Source organism: Acidovorax sp. (genome assembly GCF_046294525.1).
Taxonomy (GTDB): Bacteria; Pseudomonadota; Gammaproteobacteria; order Burkholderiales; family Burkholderiaceae_C; genus Acidovorax.
Window position 1 is genome coordinate 88,694 of sequence record NZ_JBKBKQ010000010.1, and the last position, 23,391, is coordinate 112,084.

A 23,391-nucleotide genomic window follows, 5' to 3' on the forward strand; every position below is an offset into this window, starting at 1 on the left:
TGCTACCGCGCACGCCGCCCCACTTTAGAACGCAACCGGAGAAAAATGATGTTGAAAGCCTACCGTGACCATGTGGCCGAGCGCGCCGCGCTGGGCATCCCCCCCCTGCCTTTGACGGCCAAGCAGACCGGCGAGCTGATCGAGCTGCTGAAGAACCCGCCCGCTGGCGAAGAGGCCACCCTGGTGGACCTGATCACGCACCGCGTGCCCGCCGGCGTGGACGACGCCGCCAAGGTCAAGGCCAGCTACCTGGCTGCCGTGGCCCACGGCACCGAGGTGTGCACGCTGATCGGCCGCGAAAAAGCTACGCAACTGCTGGGCACCATGCTGGGCGGTTACAACCTCACCCCGCTGATCGACCTGCTGGACGATGCGGCCGTGGCCTCGGTTGCAGCCGAAGCGCTCAAGAAGACGCTGCTCATGTTCGACCAATTCCATGACGTCAAGGAAAAGGCCGACAAGGGCAACACCTTTGCCAAGTCTGTGCTGCAAAGCTGGGCCGACGCCGAGTGGTTCACCAGCCGCCCCGAAGTGCCCCAGAGCATTAAGCTCACCGTGCTCAAGGTCACCGGCGAAACCAACACCGATGACCTGTCGCCAGCGCCAGACGCCTGGAGCCGCCCCGACATCCCGCTGCATGCCCTGGCCATGCTCAAGAACAAGCGCGACGGCATCACGCCAGAAGAAGACGGAAAGCGCGGCCCGGTGAAGTTCATCGAAGACCTGCGTGCCAAGGGTAACCTGGTGGCCTACGTCGGCGATGTGGTCGGCACGGGCTCCAGCCGCAAGTCGGCCACCAACAGCGTGCTGTGGTTCACCGGCGAAGACATTCCGTACGTGCCCAACAAGCGCTTTGGCGGCGTGTGCCTGGGCGGCAAGATTGCCCCCATCTTCTACAACACCATGGAAGACGCGGGCGCGCTGCCGATCGAGCTGGACGTGAGCCAGATGCACATGGGCGACGAGATCGAACTGCTGCCTTACGCGGGCAAGGCGCTGAAGGACGGCAACGTGATCGCCGAGTTCGAGGTCAAGAGCGACGTGCTGTTTGACGAAGTGCGTGCCGGCGGCCGCATTCCGCTTATCATCGGCCGCGGCCTGACCGCCAAGGCGCGCGAGGCCCTGGGTCTGCCACCCTCCACGCTGTTCCGCCTGCCTCAGGTGCCCGCCGCCACCGGCAAGGGCTTCACGCTGGCGCAGAAGATGGTCGGCCGCGCCTGCGGCCTGCCCGAAGGCCAGGGCGTGGTGCCCGGCACGTACTGCGAACCCCGCATGACCTCGGTCGGCTCGCAAGACACCACCGGCCCCATGACCCGCGACGAACTGAAGGACCTGGCCTGCCTGGGCTTCAGCTCCGACCTGGTGATGCAGTCCTTTTGCCACACGGCCGCTTACCCCAAGCCCGTGGACGTGAAGATGCACCACGAGCTGCCCGACTTCATCAGCACGCGCGGCGGCATTTCGCTCAAGCCCGGTGACGGCATCATCCACAGCTGGCTCAACCGCATGCTGCTGCCCGACACCGTGGGCACTGGCGGCGACTCGCACACGCGTTTCCCCATCGGCATCAGCTTCCCCGCTGGCTCCGGCCTGGTGGCTTTTGCTGCTGCCACGGGCGTGATGCCGCTGGACATGCCTGAATCGGTGCTGGTGCGCTTCAAGGGCCAGATGCAGCCCGGCGTCACGCTGCGTGACCTGGTGCATGCCATTCCGCTGTACGCCATCAAGCAGGGCCTGCTCACCGTGGCCAAGCAGGGCAAGAAGAACATCTTCTCGGGCCGCATCCTCGAAATCGAAGGCCTGCCGGACATGAAGGTCGAGCAAGCGTTCGAGCTGTCCGACGCGTCGGCTGAGCGCTCTGCCGCCGGCTGCACGGTGCGCCTGAACAAGGAGCCTGTGATCGAGTACATCAACTCGAACATCGTGCTGCTCAAGAACATGATCGCCCAGGGCTACGCCGACGCACGCACCATCGGCCGCCGCATCAAGGCCATGGAGGCCTGGCTGGCCAACCCCCAGCTGCTGCAGCCTGACGAAGACGCCGAATACGCCGCCGTGATCGAGATCGACCTGGCCGAGATCACCGAACCCATCGTCTGCTGCCCCAACGATCCTGACGACGCCAAGACGCTGTCGGACGTGGCTGGCGCGGCCATCGACGAGGTGTTTATCGGCTCGTGCATGACCAACATCGGTCACTTCCGTGCAGCGTCGAAGCTGCTCGAAGGCAAGAAGGACATTCCAGTCAAGCTGTGGATGGCGCCGCCCACCAAGATGGACGCCCAGCAGCTGACGGAAGAAGGCCACTACGGCGTGTTCGGCTCGGCCGGTGCGCGCATGGAAATGCCCGGCTGCTCGCTGTGCATGGGCAACCAGGCGCAGGTGAAGGAAGGCGCCACCGTGATGTCCACCAGCACGCGCAACTTCCCCAACCGCCTGGGCAAGAACACCAACGTGTACCTGGGCTCGGCCGAGCTGTCGGCCATCTGCTCCAAGCTGGGCCGCATCCCCACCAAGGAAGAGTACCTGGCCGACATCGGCGTCATCAACCAGAACGGCGACAAGATCTACAAGTACATGAACTTCGACCAGATCGCCGAGTTCAAGGAAGTGGCGGACGGCGTGGCGGCTTGAGCGTTGCGCGCATGACGGGGTAGGGTGTCTCTGCCCCCTTGCATAAAAAAGCGGTTCCTGTGAGGGACCGCTTTTTTATGCCCGCTCGCCATGGGCATCACGCGGGGCCGGTGGCGTCCGGGCGCTTCACTTTTGATAGCTACTGGCGCTGATGGGTAAAGCGCCAGCGGCTGATTATGTTTCAAAATGGCGACGCATCCGGCATGTGCATGTCACCAAACTGTCATGCCGGGCCCGATAAGCTCCGCGCACAACCACAACACGAAGAAATGGAGGCACATCCATGGCGAGAGAGGGGTCCCGCAAGGCCATGCACCCCGTGGGTCTGGTCACGGCGCTGGTGTTCAGCGCGGTGTTTGCGGTTGCGTTCGGGGCGGTGGGGTACGGGTTGGGGCTGCAGCCGCTGGCCAAGACCTTGCGCGATGCCCTCGCCGTGCAGGGCTGGCAGCCCGTGCCGGCGCAGGTGCTGAGCACGCAGCTGCAGCAGCATACGGGCAGCGACAGCATCACCTGGCAGGTGCATGCCCGCTACCGGTACGAGTTTGCAGGCACGGCCTACGAGGGCACGCGGGTGGGGCTGGACCCGACCGGCGGCGCCGACAACCTGGGCGACTGGCACGAACGCTGGCACAGCAAGCTGCAGGCGGCCCAGGCGCGGGGTGAATCCATCACCGTGCGGGTCGATCCAAAGCGCCCCGCGCAGTCGCTCATCGACCCCAGCCTGCGCTGGCCGATGCTGGCCTTCCGCCTGCCCTTTGCCTTGGTCTTCACCGGGGTGGGGCTGGTTGCTGCCTGGGTGTTTCTGAACACGCTCTGGCAGTTGCTGCGGCCCCGCAGCGAGGCGAAGCCTGCCGTCGGTGAAGAGGCGGACCAGCTACGGCCCGCCGACCGGGGCCAAAGCCCTGCGGGCCGATCTGCCGGCGCCATCTGGCTCTTCAGCCTCTTCTGGTGCGGCATCAGCTTTCCCATGGCGGCTATCTTGTGGTCCGCCGACCGCACGCCCTGGTTTGCCAAGGCCTTCATCGGCCTGTTTGTGGCCGTGGGCGTGGGGCTGCTGGCCTACGCCATGGGGCAGACCCGCCGGGCCTGGCGCTACGCCGGCACGGCTTTGACAGTGCTGCCATCGCGGCCGTGCGCCGGGCAGCCCGTGGAGGTCACCGTGCTGCTGCCCGAGCGCGCAGCCGCCCACCAGCAGGGCCAGGATCTGCAGCTGCGCCTGGCGCAGTACCGCGTGGACGAGGCCAGTTCCGGCTCGCCCGAGCGCCGCGTGGAGGCCTTCATACAGCCCGCCCGCGCACTGCCCATGCCTGACGGGGGCTTGCGCCTGGTGGCGCGGTTTCACTTGCCGGACGACGCAGCCCCGCATGGTGCGCAGCGCTCCGGCGAGCGCGTGGACTGGCGCCTGGAACTGCTGCATGGCCCGGACGGCGCTGCGCAGCTGACCTACGACATCCCCGTGCAGGCCGCGCCCGCGGGCTGGGGAGCGGGGAGTGGAGGGGGCGCAGCGCTGCCGGCCGACGATCGCTTTGACCGCCGCGCCGCCTGGACGCGGGTCACGCCCATCGAGCCGCCGGACGAAGCCTCGGCCGCGCACCATGCCCCGCCGCCCGTGCCGCCCACGGCCCAGTGCGAGGAAACCGCCGAGGGTTGGCGCTACCGCTTTGCGCAGACGGGCTGGCGGTGGACGGCCGGCCTGGCGTTCACCGGGCTGGCTGTGGAGGCGCTCATCCATGACCGCGTGGGCCTGCAGGGCCTGCAATGGCCCCGGGGCTTTTTTGCCGCGAGCGTCTGGTGGGCGGTGCTGGCCCTGGCGCTGCACGCTGCCACCACCCGCTGGACGCTGTGGGTGACGGATGCCGGTATCACCGTACTGCGCAGCTCCTGGCTATGGTCGCGCAAGCACACGCTGCCGGGCCAGGCCACGGCGTCCCTGGTGCACAAGCTGCTGTACACCGCCGGCAGCGGGGGCAACGAGCAGCGGTACCACGCCGTGTATGCGCGGCTGGATGGAAGTCCATCCCTGGTCCGGCTCACCCCGGGCCTGGCGGGCGACGACGCGGCCACGGCGCTCGGCCAGTCGCTGGCGCAGGCCTGGGCCCATCGGCGCGGCCGTTTCAGCCCCGGCGCGCTGCGGCCGGTGAGCGCGGCGCGCCGTTCGCGCCCGGGCTGGGGCGCGTTGCTGCTGGCGGTGGCTGTGGCGTGGTCCGTCTGGGCGCCGCAAGCGCCCCGTGCACCGCAGCGAGGCGCCGAGGCCTCCCCGCAGCCCACCGTAGCCTATTCGGCCGTGGATGGACGCCTGCTGGACGCCCAGGACGCGGGCGACGCAGTCGCCCTGCGCGCCGCGCTGGCGGAAGGCGCCAACCCCGACCTGTTGGCACCCAGCGGATCCAGCGTGCTCATGCTGGCGGCACACCGGGGCCAGCTCGACCACATCGAAGCCCTGCTTGCCGCCGGTGCCCGGCCCGACCTGCGCCAGACGCAAAAAGACAGCGAGCGCGGCGACACCGCCTTGCTGCGCGCCTTCTACGGCGGCCATTTGGCGGCCGCCCGTCGGCTGGTGCAGGCGGGCGCCAGCCTGGCGGCCCGCAACCGCTGGGACTGGGGCCCCGTGCACATGGCTGCGCAGAGCGGGTGCATCGCCTGTCTGGACTGGCTGGCGGCACAAGGCCAGCCGCTTCATGAGCCCGCCCCCGCAAGCCGCGGCGAGACGCCGGCCATGCTGGCCGCCGGGCGGGGGCAGGTGGCGGCGTTGCAATGGTTTGATGCCCGGGGCACGGACTGGTCCCGCAAGGATGCCCACGGCATGACCGCGCTGGACTGGGCGGGCTTCAGGCATCAGGCCCAGGCGCAGCAATGGCTGGCCGAGCGCGGGCGCTAAGGCCGCACGGCCCAGCGCGCCGCACAGCGCCGATGTAGCAACAATTGCTATGTAATTGATAGCTGTTAGCGCTTGATGGATAAGCGCTGGGGCCTATTTCTATCCAAAATATCGGCGCAGGAAGCTCAGTCCTGCGGCCGGAACCCGATGGTCAGCGACGGCGGCACACGGCCATCCACATCGCGGGGCAGGGTTTCCGTCTTGTCCAGCGCACGCAGCACGGCATCGTCCCAGGCCTTGCTCCCGCTGGACTGCACCAGTCGCTTCCCCACGATGGTGCCGTCGGGCGACAGGCGCACCTCGACCTCCGCCCGCGGGTTGCCCGAGATGGCGTCGGGGTACACGATGTTGGGCTTGACCTTGGCCGCTACCTTGCCGCCGTAGCTGCCCGACGGGCCCGCGCTGCGCTGGGCTGTGCCAGTGGCGGTTTCGCCGCCGGTGGCGCCGGCCAGGCCCTGGATGCGCCGCATGTTTTCCTCGCGCAGCTTGGCCAGTTCAGCCTCGGCCTTGCGCTTGGCGGCCTCCTCGGCCTTGCGTTTGTCCTCAGCCAGCTTCTTTTGTTTTTCCTGCTCGGCCTTTTTCTGTTCGGCCAGTTGTTTCTCGCGTTGTTCTTTATCGCGTTGTTCTTTCTCGCGCTCTTTTTCTTTGGCCAGGCGTTCTTTCTTTTCCTGCTCTGCACTCTCGCGTTCGCGTTCGCGCTTTTCACGCTCCGCCTGTTGCTGCTGCTCGCGGGCTTTCTTCTCCTGCTCCAGGCGCTTTTTCTCGCGTTCGATGGCGATGTCGGCCTCGCGCGTGTCAGGCGGCTCGACGGCGCGCGGCGGAGGGGGGGGCGGCGGCGCGGGCGTGCGCACTTCGGGGGCGGGCGGGGGCGGGGGAGGAGGCGGGGGCTCCACGGCACGGGGCGCTGCCTGCTGGGGTACGGCGGCCCAGAGCTCGGCTTCCACTGCGGGCTGGTCAGAACTGCTCTTCCAGTTCACGCCCCAGGTCAGCGCGCCGATCAGCATCGCATGCACCAGCAACGCCAGCGTGATGGCGCGCAGGCGCGCCGGCGGGCGGGGCGGGGCAAATTGGTCGCGGTCGTCGTGGGCGTGCATGGAGGGAGTAAATGGTCGGGGTCTGTGCCGTAACGCGTCGAAACTCGCTACGCGGCTTATGCGAAAAAGCCGGAAGAGCTGGCGCGGTCCCAGCGAGCGGCCACCGCGCAAGGGCCGCCCCGCCGCGCCGGTGGCCTCCCCCTTCCCGCACTGCGCAGCAGTGAGAGAGACGGGGGAAGGCGCGAAGCGCCACAGGGGGTTGAATGCATCTCTCAGCCCCCCTGCTTGACGGACAGGCCCACGCGCTGAACCCCGGCCTTCTGCAGTGCGTCCATCGCCTTCACCACGTTCTCGTATTGCACGCCCTTGTCCGCGCTGATCACCACGGCGCTTTCGGCGCCGGCGGCCTGGCTTTTCTGCCAGCGGCTGGCAGCCTCACCGATCTCGCGCTGCGTAAGGCTGCGTGTGGCTTCAGGCGTCTTGAGCTGTAGCGACCCGTCCTTGTTGACGATGACCTGCGCCACCACCCTGGGCATGTTCTTGCCCTTGCCCACGCTGGGCACGTCGATCACGCCGGGCGTGAGCATGGGCGCCGTCACCATGAAGATGATGAGCAGCACCAGCATCACGTCGATGAACGGGACCATGTTGATCTCGTTGATGGTGCGGCGGCCACGGCCGCGGGATGCGATGGCGGGCATATGGCGGCGCCTCCCCGGTCAGTGGCCCGAGGCCGTGTGGCTGGCAGCAGCGCCGGGGTGGCCGGGCTGGTGGGCGCCAAGGTTGCGCTGCAGGATGTTGGAGAACTCTTCGATGAAGGTCTCCTGGTGTGTGGCCACGCGGTCGATGTCGCGTGCAAAGCGGTTGTACGCGATGACGGCCGGGATGGCTGCAAACAGGCCCAGGGCCGTGGCCACCAGCGCTTCAGCAATGCCGGGCGCCACGGTGGCAAGCGTCACCTGCTCCATGCCCGCAAAGCCCGTGAAGGCGTGCATGATGCCCCACACGGTGCCGAACAGGCCCACATATGGCGACACCGAACCCACCGATGCCAGGAAGGACAGGCTCGATTCGACCACGTCCATCTCGCGCTGGAAGCTCGCGCGCATCGCACGGCGTGCGCCATCGAGCAGGGTGCCTGGGTCCACGATGCGGCGCTCGCGCAGTTTTTGGTATTCGCGCATGCCGCTGGCAAAAATGCGTTCCATGGGGCCGGCCTGCTTGGCGTTCTGCGCGGCACTGGCAAACAGGTCGTTGAGGCTGGTGCCCGACCAGAACTCGCGCTCGAACTCATCGTTGAGCGTCTTCACACGCTTGAGCGCAAACAGTTTGCGGAAGATGGCGGCCCAGCTCGCTACCGAGCCGACCAGCAGCAGCAGCATCACGAGTTGCACCACCCAGCTGGCGTGCAGCACCAGGGAGATGATGGACATGTCTTGGGAATTCATGGTGTGAGTTGTTCCAGGAGGGTGCCCGGGATGCGCGCGGGCCGCAGGGTGGCGGCATCCACCCATCCGATGCGGATGGTGGCTTCGGTCAGCAACACGGGGGATGGTTCGGTCATCTGCTCTGGTTTCAGGAGCGCCTGCTGCACTATTGTCAACGATGCGCGGCCACTGCTTTGCAGCGCGGCGGTAACAAGGAGTTCATCGTCCAGCCGTGCGGGCCGGTGGTAGCGAAGCTGGGCATCGGTTACGACAAACATGCCACCGGTTTGTTCCCTGAGCCGCTGCTGGCCCACGCCCAGTGACCGCAGCCATTCGGTGCGCGCGCGTTCAAAGTACCTGAGGTAGTTGGCGTAGAACACGATGCCGCCGGCGTCGGTGTCTTCCCAGTACACGCGGATTGGAAACGCGAAAGCCATCGCGCCTTATCCCAGCACACTGCGCAGGCGCGCCACCGATTCTTCCAGTTGCGCCACGGAATTGGCGGTGGAAAAGCGGATGAAGCGTTCGGGCTCGGCGGTGCCAAAGTCGCGACCTGGCGTGACGGCGATGTGGGCCCGGCGCATGACTTCAAAGGCGAAGTCCCAGCTCCCCTTCACGCCCAGGCGTTCCGCGGCCTGCGTGCAGTCAGCCCAGGCGTAGAACGCACCGTCGGGCATCACCGGCACCGTCAGGCCCAGCGACTGCAGCGCGGGGATGAAGAAGTCGCGCCGCGCCTTGAACTCGGCGCGGCGGCGTTCGTATTCGGCAATGCTCTCGGCCTCGAAGCAGGCCAGCGCCGCGTGCTGCGACACAGTGCTGGCGCAGATGAACAGGTTCTGCGCCAGGCGTTCCACCACGGGCACCATCGCGTCGGGCACCACCATCCAGCCCAGGCGCCAGCCGGTCATGTTGAAGTACTTGCTGAAGCTGTTGATGCTGATGATGTTGTCGTCTATGGCGAGCGCGGTGTGGCCAAACTCTTCCTCGTACGACAGGCCCAGGTAGATCTCGTCGATCATCGTGATGCCGTCATGCGCGCGGACCACGTCATGGATGCGGCGCAACTCATCGGGTGCGATGGAGGTGCCTGTGGGGTTGGAGGGTGAGGCGAGCAAAACGCCCCGCGTTTTTCCGGTTCTGCCGCGCGTTTTTTCATTCCATGCCGCGCGCACCTTGTCCGAACTCAGCTGGTAGCGCTCTGCCGCGGTGGTGGGCAACAGCACGGCCCTGCCTTCGGCGGCGCTCACAAAGTGGCGGTTGCAAGGGTAGCTCGGGTCGGGCATCAAAATTTCGTCGCCGGCCTCGATGAGCGCCAGGCACGCCAGTTGCAGCGCGGCCGATGCACCGGCCGTGACCACAATGCGGCGCGCGGGCACGTTGACGCCAAAGCGGCTCTGGTACCAGCCGCTGATGCGTTCGCGCAGGGCATCCAGCCCCAGCGCGTTGGTGTATTGCGTGGCGCCGTTGTGTACGGCGCGGGCAGCCGCTTCCTGAACCAGGGGCGGGGCCGTGAAGTCGGGCTCGCCGATGTTCAAGAAGATCATCGGCTCGCGCGTGCCGGCCAACTCGCGGGCGAGGGCCTGCGCGGCCTTGGCCACTTCCATCACGTAAAACGGTTCGATGCGCTCTGCGCGCGAGGAAAACTTCATGGCAAAGGCATCCTGCCCAGAGCGGGCGTGCGAAGGAGAAAAAAGCAGGCAGCCCCGGCGGCCGTCAGGCGGGCACGCGGCTGCCGCGGGTCAGGCAGTGCCTGCGGCCTTGTCGGCCGCCACTTCCACAGTGCGCAGCTTCGGGGCCAGGCCGTTGAGCACGGCATTCACGTACTTGTGGCCGTCGGTGCCGCCAAACTCCTTGGCAAGTTCGATGCACTCGTTCAGCACCACGCGCCAGGGCACGTCCAGACAGTGCTGGAACTCGTACACGCCGATCCACATGGTGGCGTGTTCGATGGGCGAGATCTCGGCCATCTTGCGGTCCAGCAGCGGGGTGATGAGCGCGTCCATCTCGGCCGCGTTGGCGATGCAGCCGTGCAGCAGCGCGTCGTAGTGCACGGAGTCGGCCTTGTGAAAGCCCGCCAGGTCGCGTGTGAAGGCGTCGATGGCATGCGCATCGTTGCCGCCCACCAGGTGCTGGTACAGCGCCTGCAGCGCAAACTCGCGTGCGCGGCTGCGGTTGGACTTGGAGGCGGCCTTGCGCGTGCCGGTGCTCTTGAGGCCGGTGCGCGACTGTTTCGGCGGGCGCGGCGACCGGTCTGCTGCGGTGGGATTCTCTTCGGTCATGACAGCTCGTCCAGCAGGTTGGCCATTTCCACCGCCACGCGGGCCGCGTCCACGCCCTTTTCGGTCTGGCGGGCGATGGCTTGCTCCATGTTCTCGGTGGTGATGATGGCGTTGGCGATGGGCAGGTGGTAGTCCAGCGACAGGCGCGTCACGCCCGCGCCGGATTCGTTGGCCACCAGCTCGAAGTGGTAGGTCTCGCCGCGAATGATGCAGCCCAGCGCGATCAGCGCGTCGTATTCGTCGCTCTCGGCCATGGCCTGTAGGGCCACGGGCACTTCGAGCGCGCCGGGTACCAGCACATGCTTGATGTGCTTTTCTTGCACGCCCAGAGCCAGCAGCTCTGCGCGGCAGGCGGCGGCCAGGGTGTTGGTGATGCTCTCGTTGAAACGGGCCTGCACGATGCCGATGTGCAGTTTCTTGCCATCGAGCTTGTCTGCGGTGCCTTTGTCTGCGCCAAACATGGTGATCTGATCCTGTTCCTGTACTTGCTTATTTATTCTTTGGGGATGAACCCGGTGATTTCGAGGCCGTAGCCCGCCATGCTGGGCATGCGGCGGGGCTGCCCCATCAGGGCCATCCTGTGCACGCCGCATTCGCGCAGGATCTGAGCACCCACGCCGTAGGTGCGCAGGTCCATGCGGCCGCGCTCGGGCGCCTGGGCTGCGCGGGCCGTGCCTTCAAACTGCGCCAGAAGCTGGTCGGCGGTCTCGCCGCAGTTCAGCAGCACGGCCACGCCCTTACCCTGGTCGGCCAGATACTGCAGGCTGGTGTCCAGGCTCCACGAATGCATGGAGCGGTTGACCTCCAGCGCGTCCAGCACCGACAGCGGCTCGTGCACGCGCACGGGAACCACGTCATCGGCGTTCCACTCGCCCTTGACCAGCGCCAGGTGCACGGCCTGGCTGGGCTTGTCGCGGAAGGCGTGGGCGGTGAACGCGCCAAAAGCGGTCTGCAGCACGCGCGTGCCCACCTTCTCGATCAGCGATTCGGTACGGCTGCGGTGTTCGATGAGGTCGGCAATGGTGCCGATCTTGATGCCGTGCTCTGCGGCAAACAGCTGCAGGTCCGGAAGGCGGGCCATGGTGCCGTCGTCCTTCATGATCTCGCAGATCACTGCGGCGGGGCTGCAGCCGGCCATGGCGGCGAGGTCGCAGCCGGCTTCGGTATGGCCTGCGCGCATGAGCACGCCGCCTTCAACAGCCTGCAGCGGAAAGATGTGGCCGGGCTGCACCAGGTCGGCGGCCACGGCGTTGGGGGCGACGGCGGCCTGCACGGTGCGGGCGCGGTCTGCGGCCGAGATGCCGGTGGTCACGCCTTCCGCCGCTTCGATGGAGACGGTGAAGGCCGTGCCCATCTTCGTGCCGTTGCTTGCCACCATGGGTGGCAGGCGCAGGCGCTCGCAGCGTTCGCGCGACAGGGTCAGGCAGATCAGGCCACGGCCGAAGCGGGCCATGAAGTTGATGGCCTCGGGCGTCACGTGGTCGGCGGCCAGGACCAGATCGCCTTCGTTTTCACGGTCTTCTTCATCCACCAGGATGACGATGCGCCCGGCGCGCATCTCGGCCACGATGTCCTCGACGGGCGAGATCGGCACGGGGGTGAGGGGGGTGTTCATGGAGGGTCGGGGCTTTCTCAGGGAGCCGCTGGCGGCCTGCCAGCTGGCGGTGTGCTGCAGCGCAGGTTCCCGTGGCCGAAGGCAACCGTGGTGCCTTCAAGAAACCGCCCCAAAGAACATGCGATGCGGCGCTGCCGCACGTCGAGGGGGCTGGGCAGCCTCTGCATGAATCATCGCACCGCGTGCATCTGCGGTCTCGGGCAGTCTGCTGCGTTGCAAATGCTCGCAATAGCCCCGCTATTGTTGTGCTTTGCGCCTTGCAACCCATCCCGATCCGCAGCGCACACGCCGCGTCATCCATGCAGAGGCTCCCTGGCCCCCAAAAGCCCTGGATTTTAGTGCACCGGGGCTTGTTGCGTGCCTGAAAGGGTCGGACTGCGGCGCAGATCAGATGGCGCCGCCCTGCAGCACCACGTCCGATGCGGGGTAGGCCACGCACGGCAGCACGCAGCCTTCTTCCTTTTCTTCGGCCGTGAGGCCCGGCCATTCGATGGCGTAGCGCACCGTGCCCTCCACCAGCTGGCCCAGGCAGGTGCGGCAGGTGCCGTTGCGGCAGGAGCTGGGCCAGTCGATACCGCCTTGTTCCATCGACAGCAGCAGCGGCTGCTCAGGCCAGGCGTCGCACTGGGTGCCATCGGGTTCGATCCGGGCGGTGAAGAATGGGGCGGTGGTGGGTGTGTTCATGGGACGAGAGGGGCTATCGGTTGTGCGCGGCGTGGGTCCACACCAGGAGCAGGTTGTTGGCGGGCATGGGGTGGCGCGCGGCCAGTTGCAGGCCGGCAGCGGCAGCGACGGCGGCCACGTCCTCGATGCGGCGGATGCCCCAGCCCGGGTCCTGCGCGCGCAGGCTTGCGTCAAAGGCCAGGTTGCCGGGGGCCGTCGGCACGCCGTCTTCCAGGTAAGGGCCATAGGTGACCAGGCGGCCGGCGGGCGATAAGTGCCGCGCTGCGCCCTGCATCAGCCCGGCGCAGCAAGCCCAGGGCGCGATGTGCAGCATGTTGGCGCAATAGATGAGGTCGAACGGCGTGCCGAACGCCGCGCCATCGGCTGGCCAGGGTGTCTGCAGCACATCCAGCCGCAGTGGCGGCAGCACGTTGTGCGCCCGCGCCTGGGCCGCCCAGCCGGTGATGGAGCCAAAGTGGGTGGCGTGCTGGTCGGTGGGCTGCCAGCTCCAGCCGGGCAGGGCGGCGGCAAAGTGCGCGGCGTGTTGCCCGGTGCCACTGGCAATCTCCAGCGCGGCTCCGGTGGGCGGAAGCAGGGCCAGCAACTGTTCAAGGATGGGCCCCTGGTTGCGTTCTGCGGCGAGGCTGTGCTGAAGAGAGGCGGTGGACATGATTGAATTTGGCCGCCAGCGCTTGTGTATCAAGCGCTGATAGCTATTAATGTAGGAGCACTCTGCGATGCGCCGGTGTGCAATGTACCGCAGTCACCATGCCCGCAAGGCGTGCCTGTTTTTTCAGCGGCACAAGCATATGCCTTGCAAATCAACGACTTAAATCTGTCATACAAGGCTTGTTCAAGCTTATCCACAGGATTGTTCAGTGCGCAGCGGGATAAGTGGGGTCCGACCGGGGCTTGGCGGGGCGCGCGACACAGTTGCCACGCGGCTTGATGCGACTGCTTATTATTTGGGCGATGCAAGGATAATCCTTGCAAATCAATCACTTGCGCTGGTCGTACAAGGCTTTTCCCAAGTTGTCCACACCATTGTCCAGTGGGGCATGGGATAACCGGAGTGCCTGCAATATGGGTTGCCTAAAAATTGTGCAATGCAGGTCGCGGCGTTGCAAATCAAGCACTTGCCGCTGTCATACAAGGCTTGTCCGGACTTATCCACACGATTGTCCAGCGCGCACAGGGATAACCTGCGCAGGCGCTTTTCAGAGGTCGTCAGTCCGTGACCTTCACGCCCTTCCAGAACGCAATGCGGCCGCGGATTTCTTCGGCCTCGGGTTTGGGATCGGGGTAGAACCAGGCGGCATCCGCGTTCATTTCGCCGTTCACCAGCAGCGACAAATAGCTGGCCTGGCCCTTCCAGGCGCACATGGTCTTGTGGTTGCTGAAGGTGAAGTATTCGCGCTTGAGGGCGCTTTCGGGGAAGTAGTGGTTGCCTTCGACGACCACGGTGTCGTTGCTTTCGGCGACGGTGACGCCGTTCCAGGTGGCTTTCATGGGCGGTCCTTGGTGGGGTTGCGTAGGGGCAGACACCTTACCCGATCGGCCTGCAGGCGGCGAGCGAAAGTAGACAAGCGCCAGTCACTTGTGCAACCGGTTCCGCCATCCATCTCGCGTACAGTCCCCGGCGCAGCGTGCGCGCCATCAATGACTGCATTGCGCAATCGCACGCCATCACCCCCTCAGATCAATCTACAGGAGTAGCACACATGGGTATCGACTTCCAAGGCCGCGTGGCCATCGTCACAGGCGCCGGTGGCGGCCTGGGCCGCCAGCATGCGCTGGCACTGGCCGCGCGCGGCGCCAAGGTGCTGGTTAATGACCTGGGCGGTGCGGTGGACGGCAGCGGCGGCACCGTGGGCGCGGCGCAGGCCGTGGTGGACGAGATCCGCGCGGCTGGCGGCGAGGCACTGGCCAATGGCGCATCGGTCACTGACTTCGCCGCCGTCGAGGCCATGGTGCAGCAGGCGATCGACGCCTGGGGCCGTGTGGACATCCTGGTCAACAACGCCGGCATCCTGCGCGACAAGTCTTTTGCCAAGATGGACATGGCCGACTTCAATCTGGTGGTTCAAGTCCACCTGATGGGTGCCGCCCACTGCTGCAAGGCCGTGTGGCCGCACATGGTGGCGCAGCAGTACGGCCGCATCGTGATGACCACGTCTTCCACCGGCCTGTACGGCAACTTTGGCCAGGCCAACTATGGCGCCGCCAAGCTGGCGCAGGTGGGGCTGATGCAGACGCTCTCCATCGAAGGTGCCAAGAACAATATCCGTGTGAACGCCCTGGCGCCCACTGCCGCCACGCGCATGACCGAGGGCCTGATGCCCGAGGAAGTGCTGGCCGCCCTGAAGCCCGAGGCCGTGGTGCCCGCCATGCTGGTGCTGGCGCACGAGAGCGCACCCACGCGCACCATCCTGTGTGCCGGTGCGGGCACGTTTGAAGCCGCCCACATCACCCTCACGCAGGGTATCCATTTGGGTATCGGCGCGGACGTGCCCGACCAACTGGCTGCCCGCCTGGCCGAGGTGACCGAGCGTGTGGGCGAGCAAGTACCACAAAGTGGCGCAGCCCAAGGAACCAACGAGGTTGGACGCGCTTTGGCCGCAAGGGCTTGACATCCCGGTGGGCGGGCCAGCGCTCAACGTGCTAAGTTCCGGGCCGACAGAAGTTGGATCGGTACATACCTATGAGCACATTGCAAGAGAGACTGGCTGCCGCCTACCCGGCGGATGCCCTGGGAGGGATTCGCCGCGGCATAGAAAAGGAAGGGCTGCGCGTGCTGCCCACGGGCGGCTTGGCGCTCACTCCCCACCCGCTGGCACTGGGCTCGGCGCTCACGCATCCGCTGATCACCACCGACTACAGCGAGTCGCAGCTGGAGCTCATCACCGGCGCCCACAAGGGCGTGTTGCAGTGCTTGGACGAGCTGACCGAAGTGCACCAGTTTGTGCACCACACCTTGAAGGACAACGGTGGCGAACTGCTCTGGGCGTCCAGCATGCCCTGCGGCCTGCCCACCGATGAGACGATTCCCCTCGGCCGCTACGGCAGCTCCAACATCGGCCGTGCCAAGAGCATTTACCGCATGGGCCTGGGCCACCGTTATGGGCGGCGCATGCAGACCATCTCGGGCATCCACTACAACTGGTCGATGCCGGGCGTGACGAGCGAGCAGTATTTTTCGCTCATCCGCAACTTCCGCCGCCACGCCTTTGTGCTGCTGTACCTGTTTGGCGCCTCGCCCGCGCTGTGCCCCTGTTTTGTGGAAGGGCGCGAGCACGGCCTGCAGCGCATGGAAGGCGGCAGCGCACTGTACCTGCCGCACGCCACCTCGCTGCGCATGGGCCGACTGGGCTACCAGAGCGACGCGCAGGCCACGCTCGCCGTCAGCTACAACGGCCTCACGGGTTATGCCAACTCGCTGCACGAAGCGCTGACCAAGCCGTACCCCGCCTACGAAACTGTGGGCATTCGAAACCCCGGCGGCGACTACAACCAGTTGGGCACCAGCCTGCTGCAGATCGAAAACGAGTTCTACGGCACCATTCGTCCCAAGCGCACCGTGCGCACGGGCGAGCGCCCCCTGCATGCGCTGCGTGAGCGCGGCGTCGAATACGTGGAAGTGCGCCTGATGGACCTGGACCCGTTTGTGCCCGTGGGCATCACCGCGCCCACCATGCGCCTGCTGGATGTGTTTTTGCTGCACTGCCTGCTGGCCGACAGCCCGCCCGACACGCCCGCCGAGATTGCCGAGCTCAAGCACAACCAGCACCTCACGGCCGAGCGTGGGCGCGAGCCGGGCCTGCAGCTCTCGCGCAACGGGCAGAAGGTCGCGCTGACCGAATGGGGCACGGACGTGCTGGCCGCCTGCGAGCCCCTGGCCGCCGCGCTGGACGCCACGCACGCCACCGGCGACTACAGTGCCGCCTTGCGCGACGCGCGCGCGCGCATGGCCGCGCCGCACCGCACACCCTCGGCCCGCGTTCTGGACAGCATCACGCAGCAGCATGGCCACAGTTTTGAAGCCTTTGCCCGCCACCAGTCCGAGGCTGCACGCGACGCGCTGCTGGGCCTGCCCTGGACGGCGGAGCAGCAGGCGCGCTATGTCGCCCTGGCGGACGAATCCATCGCCGCGCAAAAGGCCATCGAGGCGGCCGACATGCTGCCGTTTGAAGAATGGCGCGAGCAGTACATGGCGGTGAAGGAGCTGGGGTGACCCCCTGAGCAACTGAGCGGCTGCGCGGCTTCCCCCACGGTGGCCCTGGCCTGGAGCCGCCCTGTTTCTCGCGCACCTGCTGCCAGGTAGCGTTGTGAGTTGCTCTTGTTTTGATAGCTGCTGGCGCTTATCTATAAAGCGCTGTAGCCGCTTTTTGCTTCAATATCTAGTCCGACAGCTGCAGCAGTCGCGTAGGTCGGGTTAGCGCAGCGTAACCCGACGCCGACGCTGCGTGTCCTGTGTGCGTCGGGTTACGCCCTTGCGGGCTAACCCGACCTACGGGGTCTTCGACATTCAGCCCTGCAGCTGCAGCAACGCCTCTTGCCGCCAGTATTCCGCCGCGTCCAGAAATCCCTCCCACACGCAGCCGTTGCAGCCGCGCGCGCAGCAGGTGGTGGGCTCGGGCGGCGGGGCGCGCAGCGTGATGCCGGCGTCTGCTGCGCGCTGCTGCATTGCTGCGAACATGGCCTGCGCCGTGACGCCGTCCACAGCCGGGGCCATCACCGTGGACGCAGTCACGGCTGGCGGCGCGCCTTGGCACGGCGCACGGCGTACTGAACGCCAAACGCAAGGCCCAGCACCAGCGCAAACCAGCCTACCAGCGTGGCCTGCGCCATCAGCTCGCGCACGCCGTCCGAGCGCGCCACATAGGGCGCCAGCAGGATGACCAGGCCAATGAGGGCGCAGGTCACGCCCTTGAACAGCAGTTCCTTGTCGGCCTGGCGGGCAGCGGCGCTGCGGGGGTCGTCGGTGGGGTCTGGCATGGATAAAAAAAGCGGATGGCGAGGTGCGGCAAAGACCGCGATTATCCTTGCCACCCTTAGAACACAGAAGAAAGTACCCCGCATGGCCATCCAGTGGTTTCCCGGTCACATGCACCTGACCAAGAAAGCCATCACCGAACGCATCAAGGACATTGACGTGGTGATCGAGGTATTGGACGCGCGCCTGCCCGGCTCCAGCGCCAACCCGCTGCTGGCCGAGATCACCGGTCACAAGCCCACGCTCAAGGTGCTCAACAAACAGGACGTGGCCGACCCCGAGCGCACGGCGCTGTGGGTGGACTGGTACAACGCCCAGAGCGACACGCGCGCCTTGCCGCTGGATGCGTCCGACCCCGCCCCCACGCGCAAGCTGATTGACGCCTGCCACCTCCTGTCGCCGAACCGGGGCGGCATGGCCAAGCCCATGCGGGTGCTGATCTGCGGCGTGCCCAACGTGGGCAAGTCCACGCTGATCAACACGCTCAGCAACAAGCGCCAGGCCAAGACCGGTGACGAGGCCGGCATCACCAAGCTGGAACAGCGCATTACCCTGGCCGACGACTTCTACCTGTGGGACACGCCAGGCATGCTGTGGCCGCGCATCATCGTGCCGGAGAGCGGCTACAACCTGGCCGCCAGCGGCGCCGTGGGCCGCAACGCCTACGACGAAGAGTTGGTCGCGTTGGAGCTGTTGCGCCGCCTGCAGCAGCACTACGCCCCGTTGCTGGAGGCCCGCTACAAGCTGGGCCTGCCTGCGGGCGCTATGGCCACGATGCAGGACGATGAACTGCTGGCCGCCATCGGCAAGAAGCGCGGCGCCATGATGGCCGGCGGCCGCGTCAACCTGCAAAAGACCGCCGAGATCGTGATGACCGACTTCCGCACCGCCACGCTGGGCCGCATCACGCTCGAGACGCCGCAAGAGTTTGAGGCTTGGCGTGCCGCCGGGCTGGCCGAAGACGCCAAGCGCCAGGCCAAGAAGGACGCCCGGGCCAAGGCCAAGGGCAAAGGGTCCGGCGTGCGCGAGCCCTCGCCGGGTGATGGGGAAGGGGGTTGAGAGGCTGAGACACTCTCAGCCGCCGGCGTGCGCCGCCGCTGCGCTGCAGCGTGCGCAAAGGCCCTTGATCTCCAGGCCCTGCGCTGCAAAGCCGGGCAGGTAGCGCGCCACTTGCGCGCTCAGCGCGTCGAACTGCGGGTCGTCATGCCATTCGGTGATCTCGCCGCACTGCGTGCACACCAGCATCATGCTCGGATGGTCGTGTTCGGCATCGGTGCACACCACGTAGGTGTTGGTGGCGTCCACCTTGTGCACCAGGCGCTGCTCCATCAAGAAGTCCAGCGCGCGGTACACCGTGGTGGGGGCCACGCGGCCGTGGCGGGTCTGCATGTCGTCCTGCAGGTCATAAGCCTTGGCGCTGCCACGGCGGTGCAGCAGCAGCTCCAGCACTTCGCGGCGCTGCTCCGTCAGCTGCGCGCCGTTGTGCGCGCAGTGCGCGCGGGCCGCGTCCAGCCATTGGCCCAGGGCCTGCTCGTCGCCCGCGTCCGGCATAGCGTGGGGGGCATGGCTGTGGGCAGTGGCAGATTTTTTCTTGGCAGGCATGCGCGGCAGTTTAGCGGCGCGCACAGCATGCAAGGGACGTAAACACCGCCAGGGCATCAGGGCGCAATGCCCAGCCAGGCCAGGCCGGTGGGCGCAAAGCCCATGTCCATCCGCTTGCGCACGGTGGCGCCAGGTACATCCACCACGGCCACCTGGCGGGCAGTGGGGTCTGACACATACAGCTCATCGCGCGACAAACTGGCCACCAGGCTGGGGAACGGCGCGGCCGTGGGCATCTGCGCCACCACAGCCGCCTTGGCGCGCGTAGCGAAGCCGTTGGCCGGCGTGGTCAGGTGCAGGCTACCCTGGTCGTCCAGCACGGCGTAGTTTTGCCCCGCGCGGTCAAAGCCATGGGCGCGCACGGTGCGACCCTCGGCCCAGTTCACGCGGGTGATGCGGCCTGCGTCGGGGTCGATGGCGAACAGGTGCCCGGGCGATGCCAGGCCCACGAACTGCGCTACCTTGTCGTGGCCCTTCACGGTTCCGATACGCGCACCCGTGGGCATATCGTCTGGGTTGGCGATCTTGCGTGCGCTGAAGGTGGCGCTGGCTCCGCTGCCGCTGCGGGTGACCACCAGCACGCCATCGCTGCAGCCAAACGCCGTGTGGCGCGCGTTGGTGTAGCTGCCGTGCAGGTCGGGGCAGGGTGGCTCAAACCGCTGGGCAAACACCCAGCCGCTGGCCGTGCGGCGGTGCAGCTCGACCTGCACGGGCAGGGTGCTGGTGCTGGCAGGGTCGCGGTAGGTGGTGAGCAGGTGGTCGCCCAGAGGCTCGGCGGTGCCATGCATGGGCAGGGGCAAGGGCAGGCGCGCATCGACCGTGCCCTTGCCAATGCCTGCGTCGCTGAGCAGCACCACCTCAGCGTTCTTGTTCTCTGCGGCAAGGCCATCGTTGAACAGCGCGGCCTGGGTGCCGTGGGTCTCGAAGTGGGTGGGGCGCACGGCCGGCATGCGCAGGCTCAGCAGGCGCGGCGCCTGGCGGTAGTCATGCAGGTGGTCGCCGTGGTCTTCTTGCCACAGGCCGCCGTCGATAAACTGGGCTTGGTCCTGCGTGCGCTGCAGCGCGATGGCATAGCGGCCTCCGGGGCTGGCGTAGACCGTGGCGGGCGGGTGGTCCAGGGTGAACGACCCCGCCTGCTGGGCACTGTCCAGGTCCCAGATGCGCACACTGGCGCTGTCGGCCTGCAACACGGCCAGTCGCCCGGCAGAGTCGATGCGCTCCCCCACATGGTCGTCGGAATCGGTTGCGCCGCTGCCGCCGCCGCCGCAACCCGCCAGCAACAGGGCGCTGGCCAGAGTCAGCGCCGAAAGGCGCAAGAAGGTGTGTCGATGCATGCTGGGTTCCTTATATTGATGTTACAATGTTACTGTAACAGTATAACGTTTCCATTTAGGGTGTGTGGCAGGCTGGCGTGCGTTGGTATGTGCGGGTAAGTGATGGTGTTCACAGATAAATGAGAGCTCAGGCGTCAGCGCGCGCCGGGTGCGCGCGGCGAATCAGCGCGCCGCGCCACGGCACCACACTGCAGCGACCCATCCGGTCAGTTGGCGTTTTGCCCATGGCTGAAACCGGGCACGCGCGGTTACGATGGTTCTCCTCCCTCGCTATTTCCGCTCCGCCATGGCCCCAGCCTCTGTTGGTGTTTCGCTGCCCTACCAAGAAGACGCCACCATGCGCCATCTGGTCCGTGTGGCGGGCTGGGCGGTGCTGGTGATTGCTGGGACGATTGGCGTGCTGCTAATGTTCGAGACGCCGGTGCAGCAGCTGCGGGTGGCGCTGAACCTGACGGCGGCAGCCATCGCCGGCATGGCGTTGTGGCTGGCGCACCGGGGGCGCTGGCAGGCCGCGGCCCACGTGCTGGTGTGGGGCGTGTGGGTGTCGGCCTCGCTGGTCGCTGCGCGCAATGGCGGCGTGCACGGGCCCAACCTGCTGAACTACCCGGTGCTCATCGTGCTGGCAGGCTGGCTGCTGGGCGTGCGCGCTACGCTGCTGCTGGTGGGGCTGACGGTGCTGTTGTTTGCCGGGTTCATCTGGGCCGACGTGATGGGCCTGTTCAAGCCCGTGCAGCTGACCAGCCGGGTGGCGGGCGCGGTGTACCTCACGGGAATCCTGTTGTTGACGGCGGCGGCCACGCTGCTGTCGCGCCGCAACTACATGAACCGCGTGCAAGAGGCGCAGCAGACCGCTGCCAACCTGGCCGCCAGCGAGGCCGCGCTGCGCAAGCTTCTGCGCGCGGTGGAGCAAAGCCCCGAGAGCATCGTCATCACCGACCTGAAGGAAGACATCGAATATGTGAACGACGCCTTTGTGCGCCGCACAGGCTATGCGCGCGATGAGGTCATGGGCCGCGCCTCGGCCGACTATTCCAGCAACGGCCTGGCCCCGGCCCAGCGCGAGGGTCTGCGCAGCACGCTGGCGCGCGGGGACAATTGGGCGGGCGAGCAGGTCAACTACCGCAAGGACGGGCAGGCGCTGATCGAGTCTGTGGTGGTGGCGCCCATCCGCCAGCCCGACGGGCGCGTGAGCCACTACGTGGAACTCAAGCAGGACATCACCGAGCGCAAGCGCGCGGCTGACGAGATCCACCGTCTGGCGCATTTCGACAGCCTGACCGGCCTGCCCAACCGCTTCACGCTGGTGGAGCGCCTCACGGCATTGCAGGGGCGCGCGGGGCGGTCGCAGCCGGCCCAACACGCGGTGCTGCTGCTGGACCTGGACCGCTTCACCACCTTCAACGACGCGCGCGGCAGCGAAATGGGCGACCGCCTGCTGTGTGCCGTGGCGCTGCGCCTGTCGGAGATCCTGCCCCCGCAAAGCCTGCTGGTGCGCGTGGCGGGCGACGAGTTTGCCGTGGTGCTGCACGCGCTGGCGGGCGACGTGGCGCAGGCGGGTGCGCAGGCGCTGGCGTTTGCCGACCGGCTACAAGCTGCGCTGCTGCACCCGCTGCGGCTGGACGCCGACACCGAAGAGGCCCAGCTGGGCGCCAGCGTGGGCATCACGCTGTACCCGCAAAGCGGCAGCGACGGCGCGCACGATGCGTTGCGCCGTGCGGGCACGGCCTTGCACCGGGCCAAGCAGGCGGGCGGCGGCCGCGCTGCCTTTTTTGAGCAAGGCATGGGCGAGGCGGCCGAGCAGCGCTTCAGGGTGGAGCGCGAACTGCGCCACGCCGTGAGCGCGGGCGAACTGCGGCTGTACCTGCAATCGCAGGTGGATGCGCAGGGCCAGCTGACCGGGGCCGAGGTGCTGGTGCGCTGGCAGCACCCGCGCGAGGGGCTGGTGCCCCCGGGTGTGTTCATACCGGTGGCCGAAGAGTCCGACCTTATCGTCATGGTGGGCGGCTGGGTGCTGGCGCAGGCCTGCGGGTTGCTGGCGCAGCCTGTGTTCAAGGCGCGCCGGCTGCGGCTGTCGGTCAACCTCAGCGCGCGCCAGTTCCGGCAGGCGCGGTTTGTGCCGCAGCTGCGGGCCCTGCTGGCCGCCAGCGGGGCCGACCCGCGCCTGCTGACGCTGGAGGTGACCGAAGGCCTGGTGATCGACGACTTTGACGACGCCGTGGCCAAGATGCGTGAGCTGGCCGCGCTGGGCGTGGACATGTCGCTGGACGACTTCGGCACGGGTTATTCATCGCTGGCTTACCTGAAGCGCCTGCCGATCCAGGAGCTGAAGATCGACCGGTCCTTCGTGAACGACGCGCCCACCAATGCCGACGACGGCGTGCTGGTGGAGGGTATCCTGGCCGTGGCCCGGCACTTCGGGCTGCGTGTGGTGGCCGAGGGTGTGGAGTCCCGCGCGCAGGCTGATTTCCTGCGCCAGCGCGCGCCGGACATCGTGTACCAGGGCTACCTGTTCGGCCGCCCCGAGCCTGCAGACGACTGGCTGGCGCGCATGGCGCCCTTGCCGGCGGCGCAAGCGGGGTAGTCTCTTGGAGTATGCATAAAAATAGCTGCTAGCGCTTATGGAATAAGCGCTAGCAGCTATTATTTTTCTAGCAGAGTGCCGGGAATGGTGCCCGTTGATGCTCCGCTACTTGTTCTTGTCTTTGCCGCGCGGTATCACGGTGGTGGTGGGTGGTGTGGGGCGGTCGGAGGCACTGCCCGTCTTGGGCGGTGATGTGTCCTTCTTGGGCTTTTTCACCATTTTGTTGCTGCGCTGTTCGCCTTTGGCCATGGGACCTCCTGTGTGTGCGGATGTCGGTTCTGCGGCACCGACGGGGGCCGAGGGACGTCCTGCATAACTCGCTGCGGTCGGTGATAGAGGCGGCCTCGAGCA

Annotated in this window: 22 protein-coding genes; 6 read left to right on the top strand and 16 right to left on the bottom strand. The window is 66.9% G+C overall.

Annotation, left to right across the window (positions count from 1 at the left end; genetic code table 11):
- Positions 1 to 48: 48 nt before the first annotated feature.
- Both acnB and ACK4HJ_RS11550 read left to right on the top strand, forming a co-directional pair.
- Entirely contained in the window at positions 49 to 2,634 is a 2,586-nt protein-coding gene (gene acnB / locus ACK4HJ_RS11545; RefSeq protein ID WP_409831364.1) for a bifunctional aconitate hydratase 2/2-methylisocitrate dehydratase, read from the top strand.
- Positions 2,635 to 2,917: 283 nt separating this feature from the next.
- Complete coding sequence (locus ACK4HJ_RS11550; RefSeq protein WP_409831367.1) at positions 2,918 to 5,512, top strand: ankyrin repeat domain-containing protein; 2,595 nt, start codon at positions 2,918 to 2,920, stop codon at positions 5,510 to 5,512.
- A 125-nt stretch (positions 5,513 to 5,637) separates the two neighbouring features.
- Here the strand turns inward: ACK4HJ_RS11550 and tolA are convergent, their stop codons facing one another.
- From tolA to ACK4HJ_RS11605, 11 genes are all read right to left on the bottom strand, one after another.
- The gene (gene tolA / locus ACK4HJ_RS11555; protein ID WP_409831369.1) at positions 5,638 to 6,606 is read right to left on the bottom strand and encodes a cell envelope integrity protein TolA; all 969 of its coding nucleotides are present in this window, start codon (positions 6,604 to 6,606) and stop codon (positions 5,638 to 5,640) included.
- Positions 6,607 to 6,818: 212 nt separating this feature from the next.
- Complete coding sequence (locus tag ACK4HJ_RS11560) at positions 6,819 to 7,247, bottom strand: ExbD/TolR family protein (RefSeq protein WP_409831372.1); 429 nt, start codon at positions 7,245 to 7,247, stop codon at positions 6,819 to 6,821.
- Between the two features lie 18 nt (positions 7,248 to 7,265).
- Entirely contained in the window at positions 7,266 to 7,994 is a 729-nt protein-coding gene (gene tolQ, locus ACK4HJ_RS11565) for a protein TolQ (RefSeq protein ID WP_409831375.1), read from the bottom strand.
- The gene (gene ybgC / locus ACK4HJ_RS11570) at positions 7,991 to 8,410 is read right to left on the bottom strand and encodes a tol-pal system-associated acyl-CoA thioesterase (protein ID WP_409831378.1); all 420 of its coding nucleotides are present in this window, start codon (positions 8,408 to 8,410) and stop codon (positions 7,991 to 7,993) included. Before ybgC ends, tolQ begins: the two co-directional genes overlap by 4 nt.
- 6 nt (positions 8,411 to 8,416) lie before the next feature.
- The gene (locus ACK4HJ_RS11575) at positions 8,417 to 9,622 is read right to left on the bottom strand and encodes a pyridoxal phosphate-dependent aminotransferase (RefSeq protein WP_409831381.1); all 1,206 of its coding nucleotides are present in this window, start codon (positions 9,620 to 9,622) and stop codon (positions 8,417 to 8,419) included.
- A 90-nt stretch (positions 9,623 to 9,712) separates the two neighbouring features.
- The gene (nusB, locus tag ACK4HJ_RS11580) at positions 9,713 to 10,252 is read right to left on the bottom strand and encodes a transcription antitermination factor NusB (RefSeq protein WP_409831384.1); all 540 of its coding nucleotides are present in this window, start codon (positions 10,250 to 10,252) and stop codon (positions 9,713 to 9,715) included.
- On the bottom strand, positions 10,249 to 10,713 hold the full coding sequence (ribH, locus tag ACK4HJ_RS11585) for a 6,7-dimethyl-8-ribityllumazine synthase (RefSeq protein ID WP_409831387.1): 465 nt from the start codon (positions 10,711 to 10,713) through the stop codon (positions 10,249 to 10,251). The genes nusB and ribH overlap by 4 nt, the downstream gene beginning before the upstream one ends.
- Before the next feature lie 32 nt (positions 10,714 to 10,745).
- On the bottom strand, positions 10,746 to 11,867 hold the full coding sequence (ribBA, locus tag ACK4HJ_RS11590) for a bifunctional 3,4-dihydroxy-2-butanone-4-phosphate synthase/GTP cyclohydrolase II (RefSeq protein ID WP_409831390.1): 1,122 nt from the start codon (positions 11,865 to 11,867) through the stop codon (positions 10,746 to 10,748).
- A gap of 387 nt (positions 11,868 to 12,254) precedes the next feature.
- Positions 12,255 to 12,551, bottom strand: a complete 297-nt coding sequence (locus ACK4HJ_RS11595) for a 2Fe-2S iron-sulfur cluster-binding protein (protein ID WP_409831391.1) — start codon at positions 12,549 to 12,551, stop codon at positions 12,255 to 12,257.
- A 13-nt stretch (positions 12,552 to 12,564) separates the two neighbouring features.
- Positions 12,565 to 13,200, bottom strand: coding sequence for a DUF938 domain-containing protein (locus tag ACK4HJ_RS11600; RefSeq protein WP_409831394.1), 636 nt, complete (start codon positions 13,198 to 13,200; stop codon positions 12,565 to 12,567).
- Between the two features lie 557 nt (positions 13,201 to 13,757).
- Entirely contained in the window at positions 13,758 to 14,039 is a 282-nt protein-coding gene (locus tag ACK4HJ_RS11605; protein WP_409831396.1) for a DUF427 domain-containing protein, read from the bottom strand.
- Positions 14,040 to 14,251: 212 nt separating this feature from the next.
- Between ACK4HJ_RS11605 and ACK4HJ_RS11610 the strand changes: the two genes are divergently transcribed.
- Positions 14,252 to 15,160 carry an SDR family NAD(P)-dependent oxidoreductase gene (locus tag ACK4HJ_RS11610; RefSeq protein WP_409831399.1) on the top strand — a complete coding sequence of 303 codons (909 nt, stop codon included), beginning with the start codon at positions 14,252 to 14,254 and terminating at the stop codon, positions 15,158 to 15,160.
- Between the two features lie 71 nt (positions 15,161 to 15,231).
- Entirely contained in the window at positions 15,232 to 16,761 is a 1,530-nt protein-coding gene (gshA, locus tag ACK4HJ_RS11615) for a glutamate--cysteine ligase (RefSeq protein WP_409831402.1), read from the top strand.
- Between the two features lie 294 nt (positions 16,762 to 17,055).
- Here the strand turns inward: gshA and ACK4HJ_RS11620 are convergent, their stop codons facing one another.
- Together ACK4HJ_RS11620 and ACK4HJ_RS11625 are read right to left on the bottom strand one after the other, a co-directional pair.
- Positions 17,056 to 17,262 carry an oxidoreductase-like domain-containing protein gene (locus ACK4HJ_RS11620; RefSeq protein WP_409831533.1) on the bottom strand — a complete coding sequence of 69 codons (207 nt, stop codon included), beginning with the start codon at positions 17,260 to 17,262 and terminating at the stop codon, positions 17,056 to 17,058.
- A gap of 14 nt (positions 17,263 to 17,276) precedes the next feature.
- A complete protein-coding gene (locus ACK4HJ_RS11625; protein ID WP_409831405.1) occupies positions 17,277 to 17,525 on the bottom strand; it encodes a hypothetical protein in 249 nt (82 codons plus the stop codon).
- An 82-nt stretch (positions 17,526 to 17,607) separates the two neighbouring features.
- Here ACK4HJ_RS11625 and ylqF point away from each other — a divergent pair, with 82 nt between their 5' ends.
- Entirely contained in the window at positions 17,608 to 18,582 is a 975-nt protein-coding gene (ylqF, locus tag ACK4HJ_RS11630; protein ID WP_409831408.1) for a ribosome biogenesis GTPase YlqF, read from the top strand.
- Between the two features lie 15 nt (positions 18,583 to 18,597).
- Here the strand turns inward: ylqF and ACK4HJ_RS11635 are convergent, their stop codons facing one another.
- Both ACK4HJ_RS11635 and ACK4HJ_RS11640 read right to left on the bottom strand, forming a co-directional pair.
- Positions 18,598 to 19,125 carry a Fur family transcriptional regulator gene (locus ACK4HJ_RS11635; protein WP_409831410.1) on the bottom strand — a complete coding sequence of 176 codons (528 nt, stop codon included), beginning with the start codon at positions 19,123 to 19,125 and terminating at the stop codon, positions 18,598 to 18,600.
- A 56-nt stretch (positions 19,126 to 19,181) separates the two neighbouring features.
- On the bottom strand, positions 19,182 to 20,459 hold the full coding sequence (locus ACK4HJ_RS11640) for a hypothetical protein (protein WP_409831413.1): 1,278 nt from the start codon (positions 20,457 to 20,459) through the stop codon (positions 19,182 to 19,184).
- Between the two features lie 337 nt (positions 20,460 to 20,796).
- On the opposite strand from ACK4HJ_RS11640, the gene ACK4HJ_RS11645 reads away from it, so the two are divergent.
- A complete protein-coding gene (locus ACK4HJ_RS11645) occupies positions 20,797 to 23,040 on the top strand; it encodes a putative bifunctional diguanylate cyclase/phosphodiesterase (protein ID WP_409831416.1) in 2,244 nt (747 codons plus the stop codon).
- A 105-nt stretch (positions 23,041 to 23,145) separates the two neighbouring features.
- Here the strand turns inward: ACK4HJ_RS11645 and ACK4HJ_RS11650 are convergent, their stop codons facing one another.
- Positions 23,146 to 23,289 carry a hypothetical protein gene (locus ACK4HJ_RS11650; RefSeq protein ID WP_409831419.1) on the bottom strand — a complete coding sequence of 48 codons (144 nt, stop codon included), beginning with the start codon at positions 23,287 to 23,289 and terminating at the stop codon, positions 23,146 to 23,148.
- Between the last annotated feature and the right edge of the window lie 102 nt (positions 23,290 to 23,391).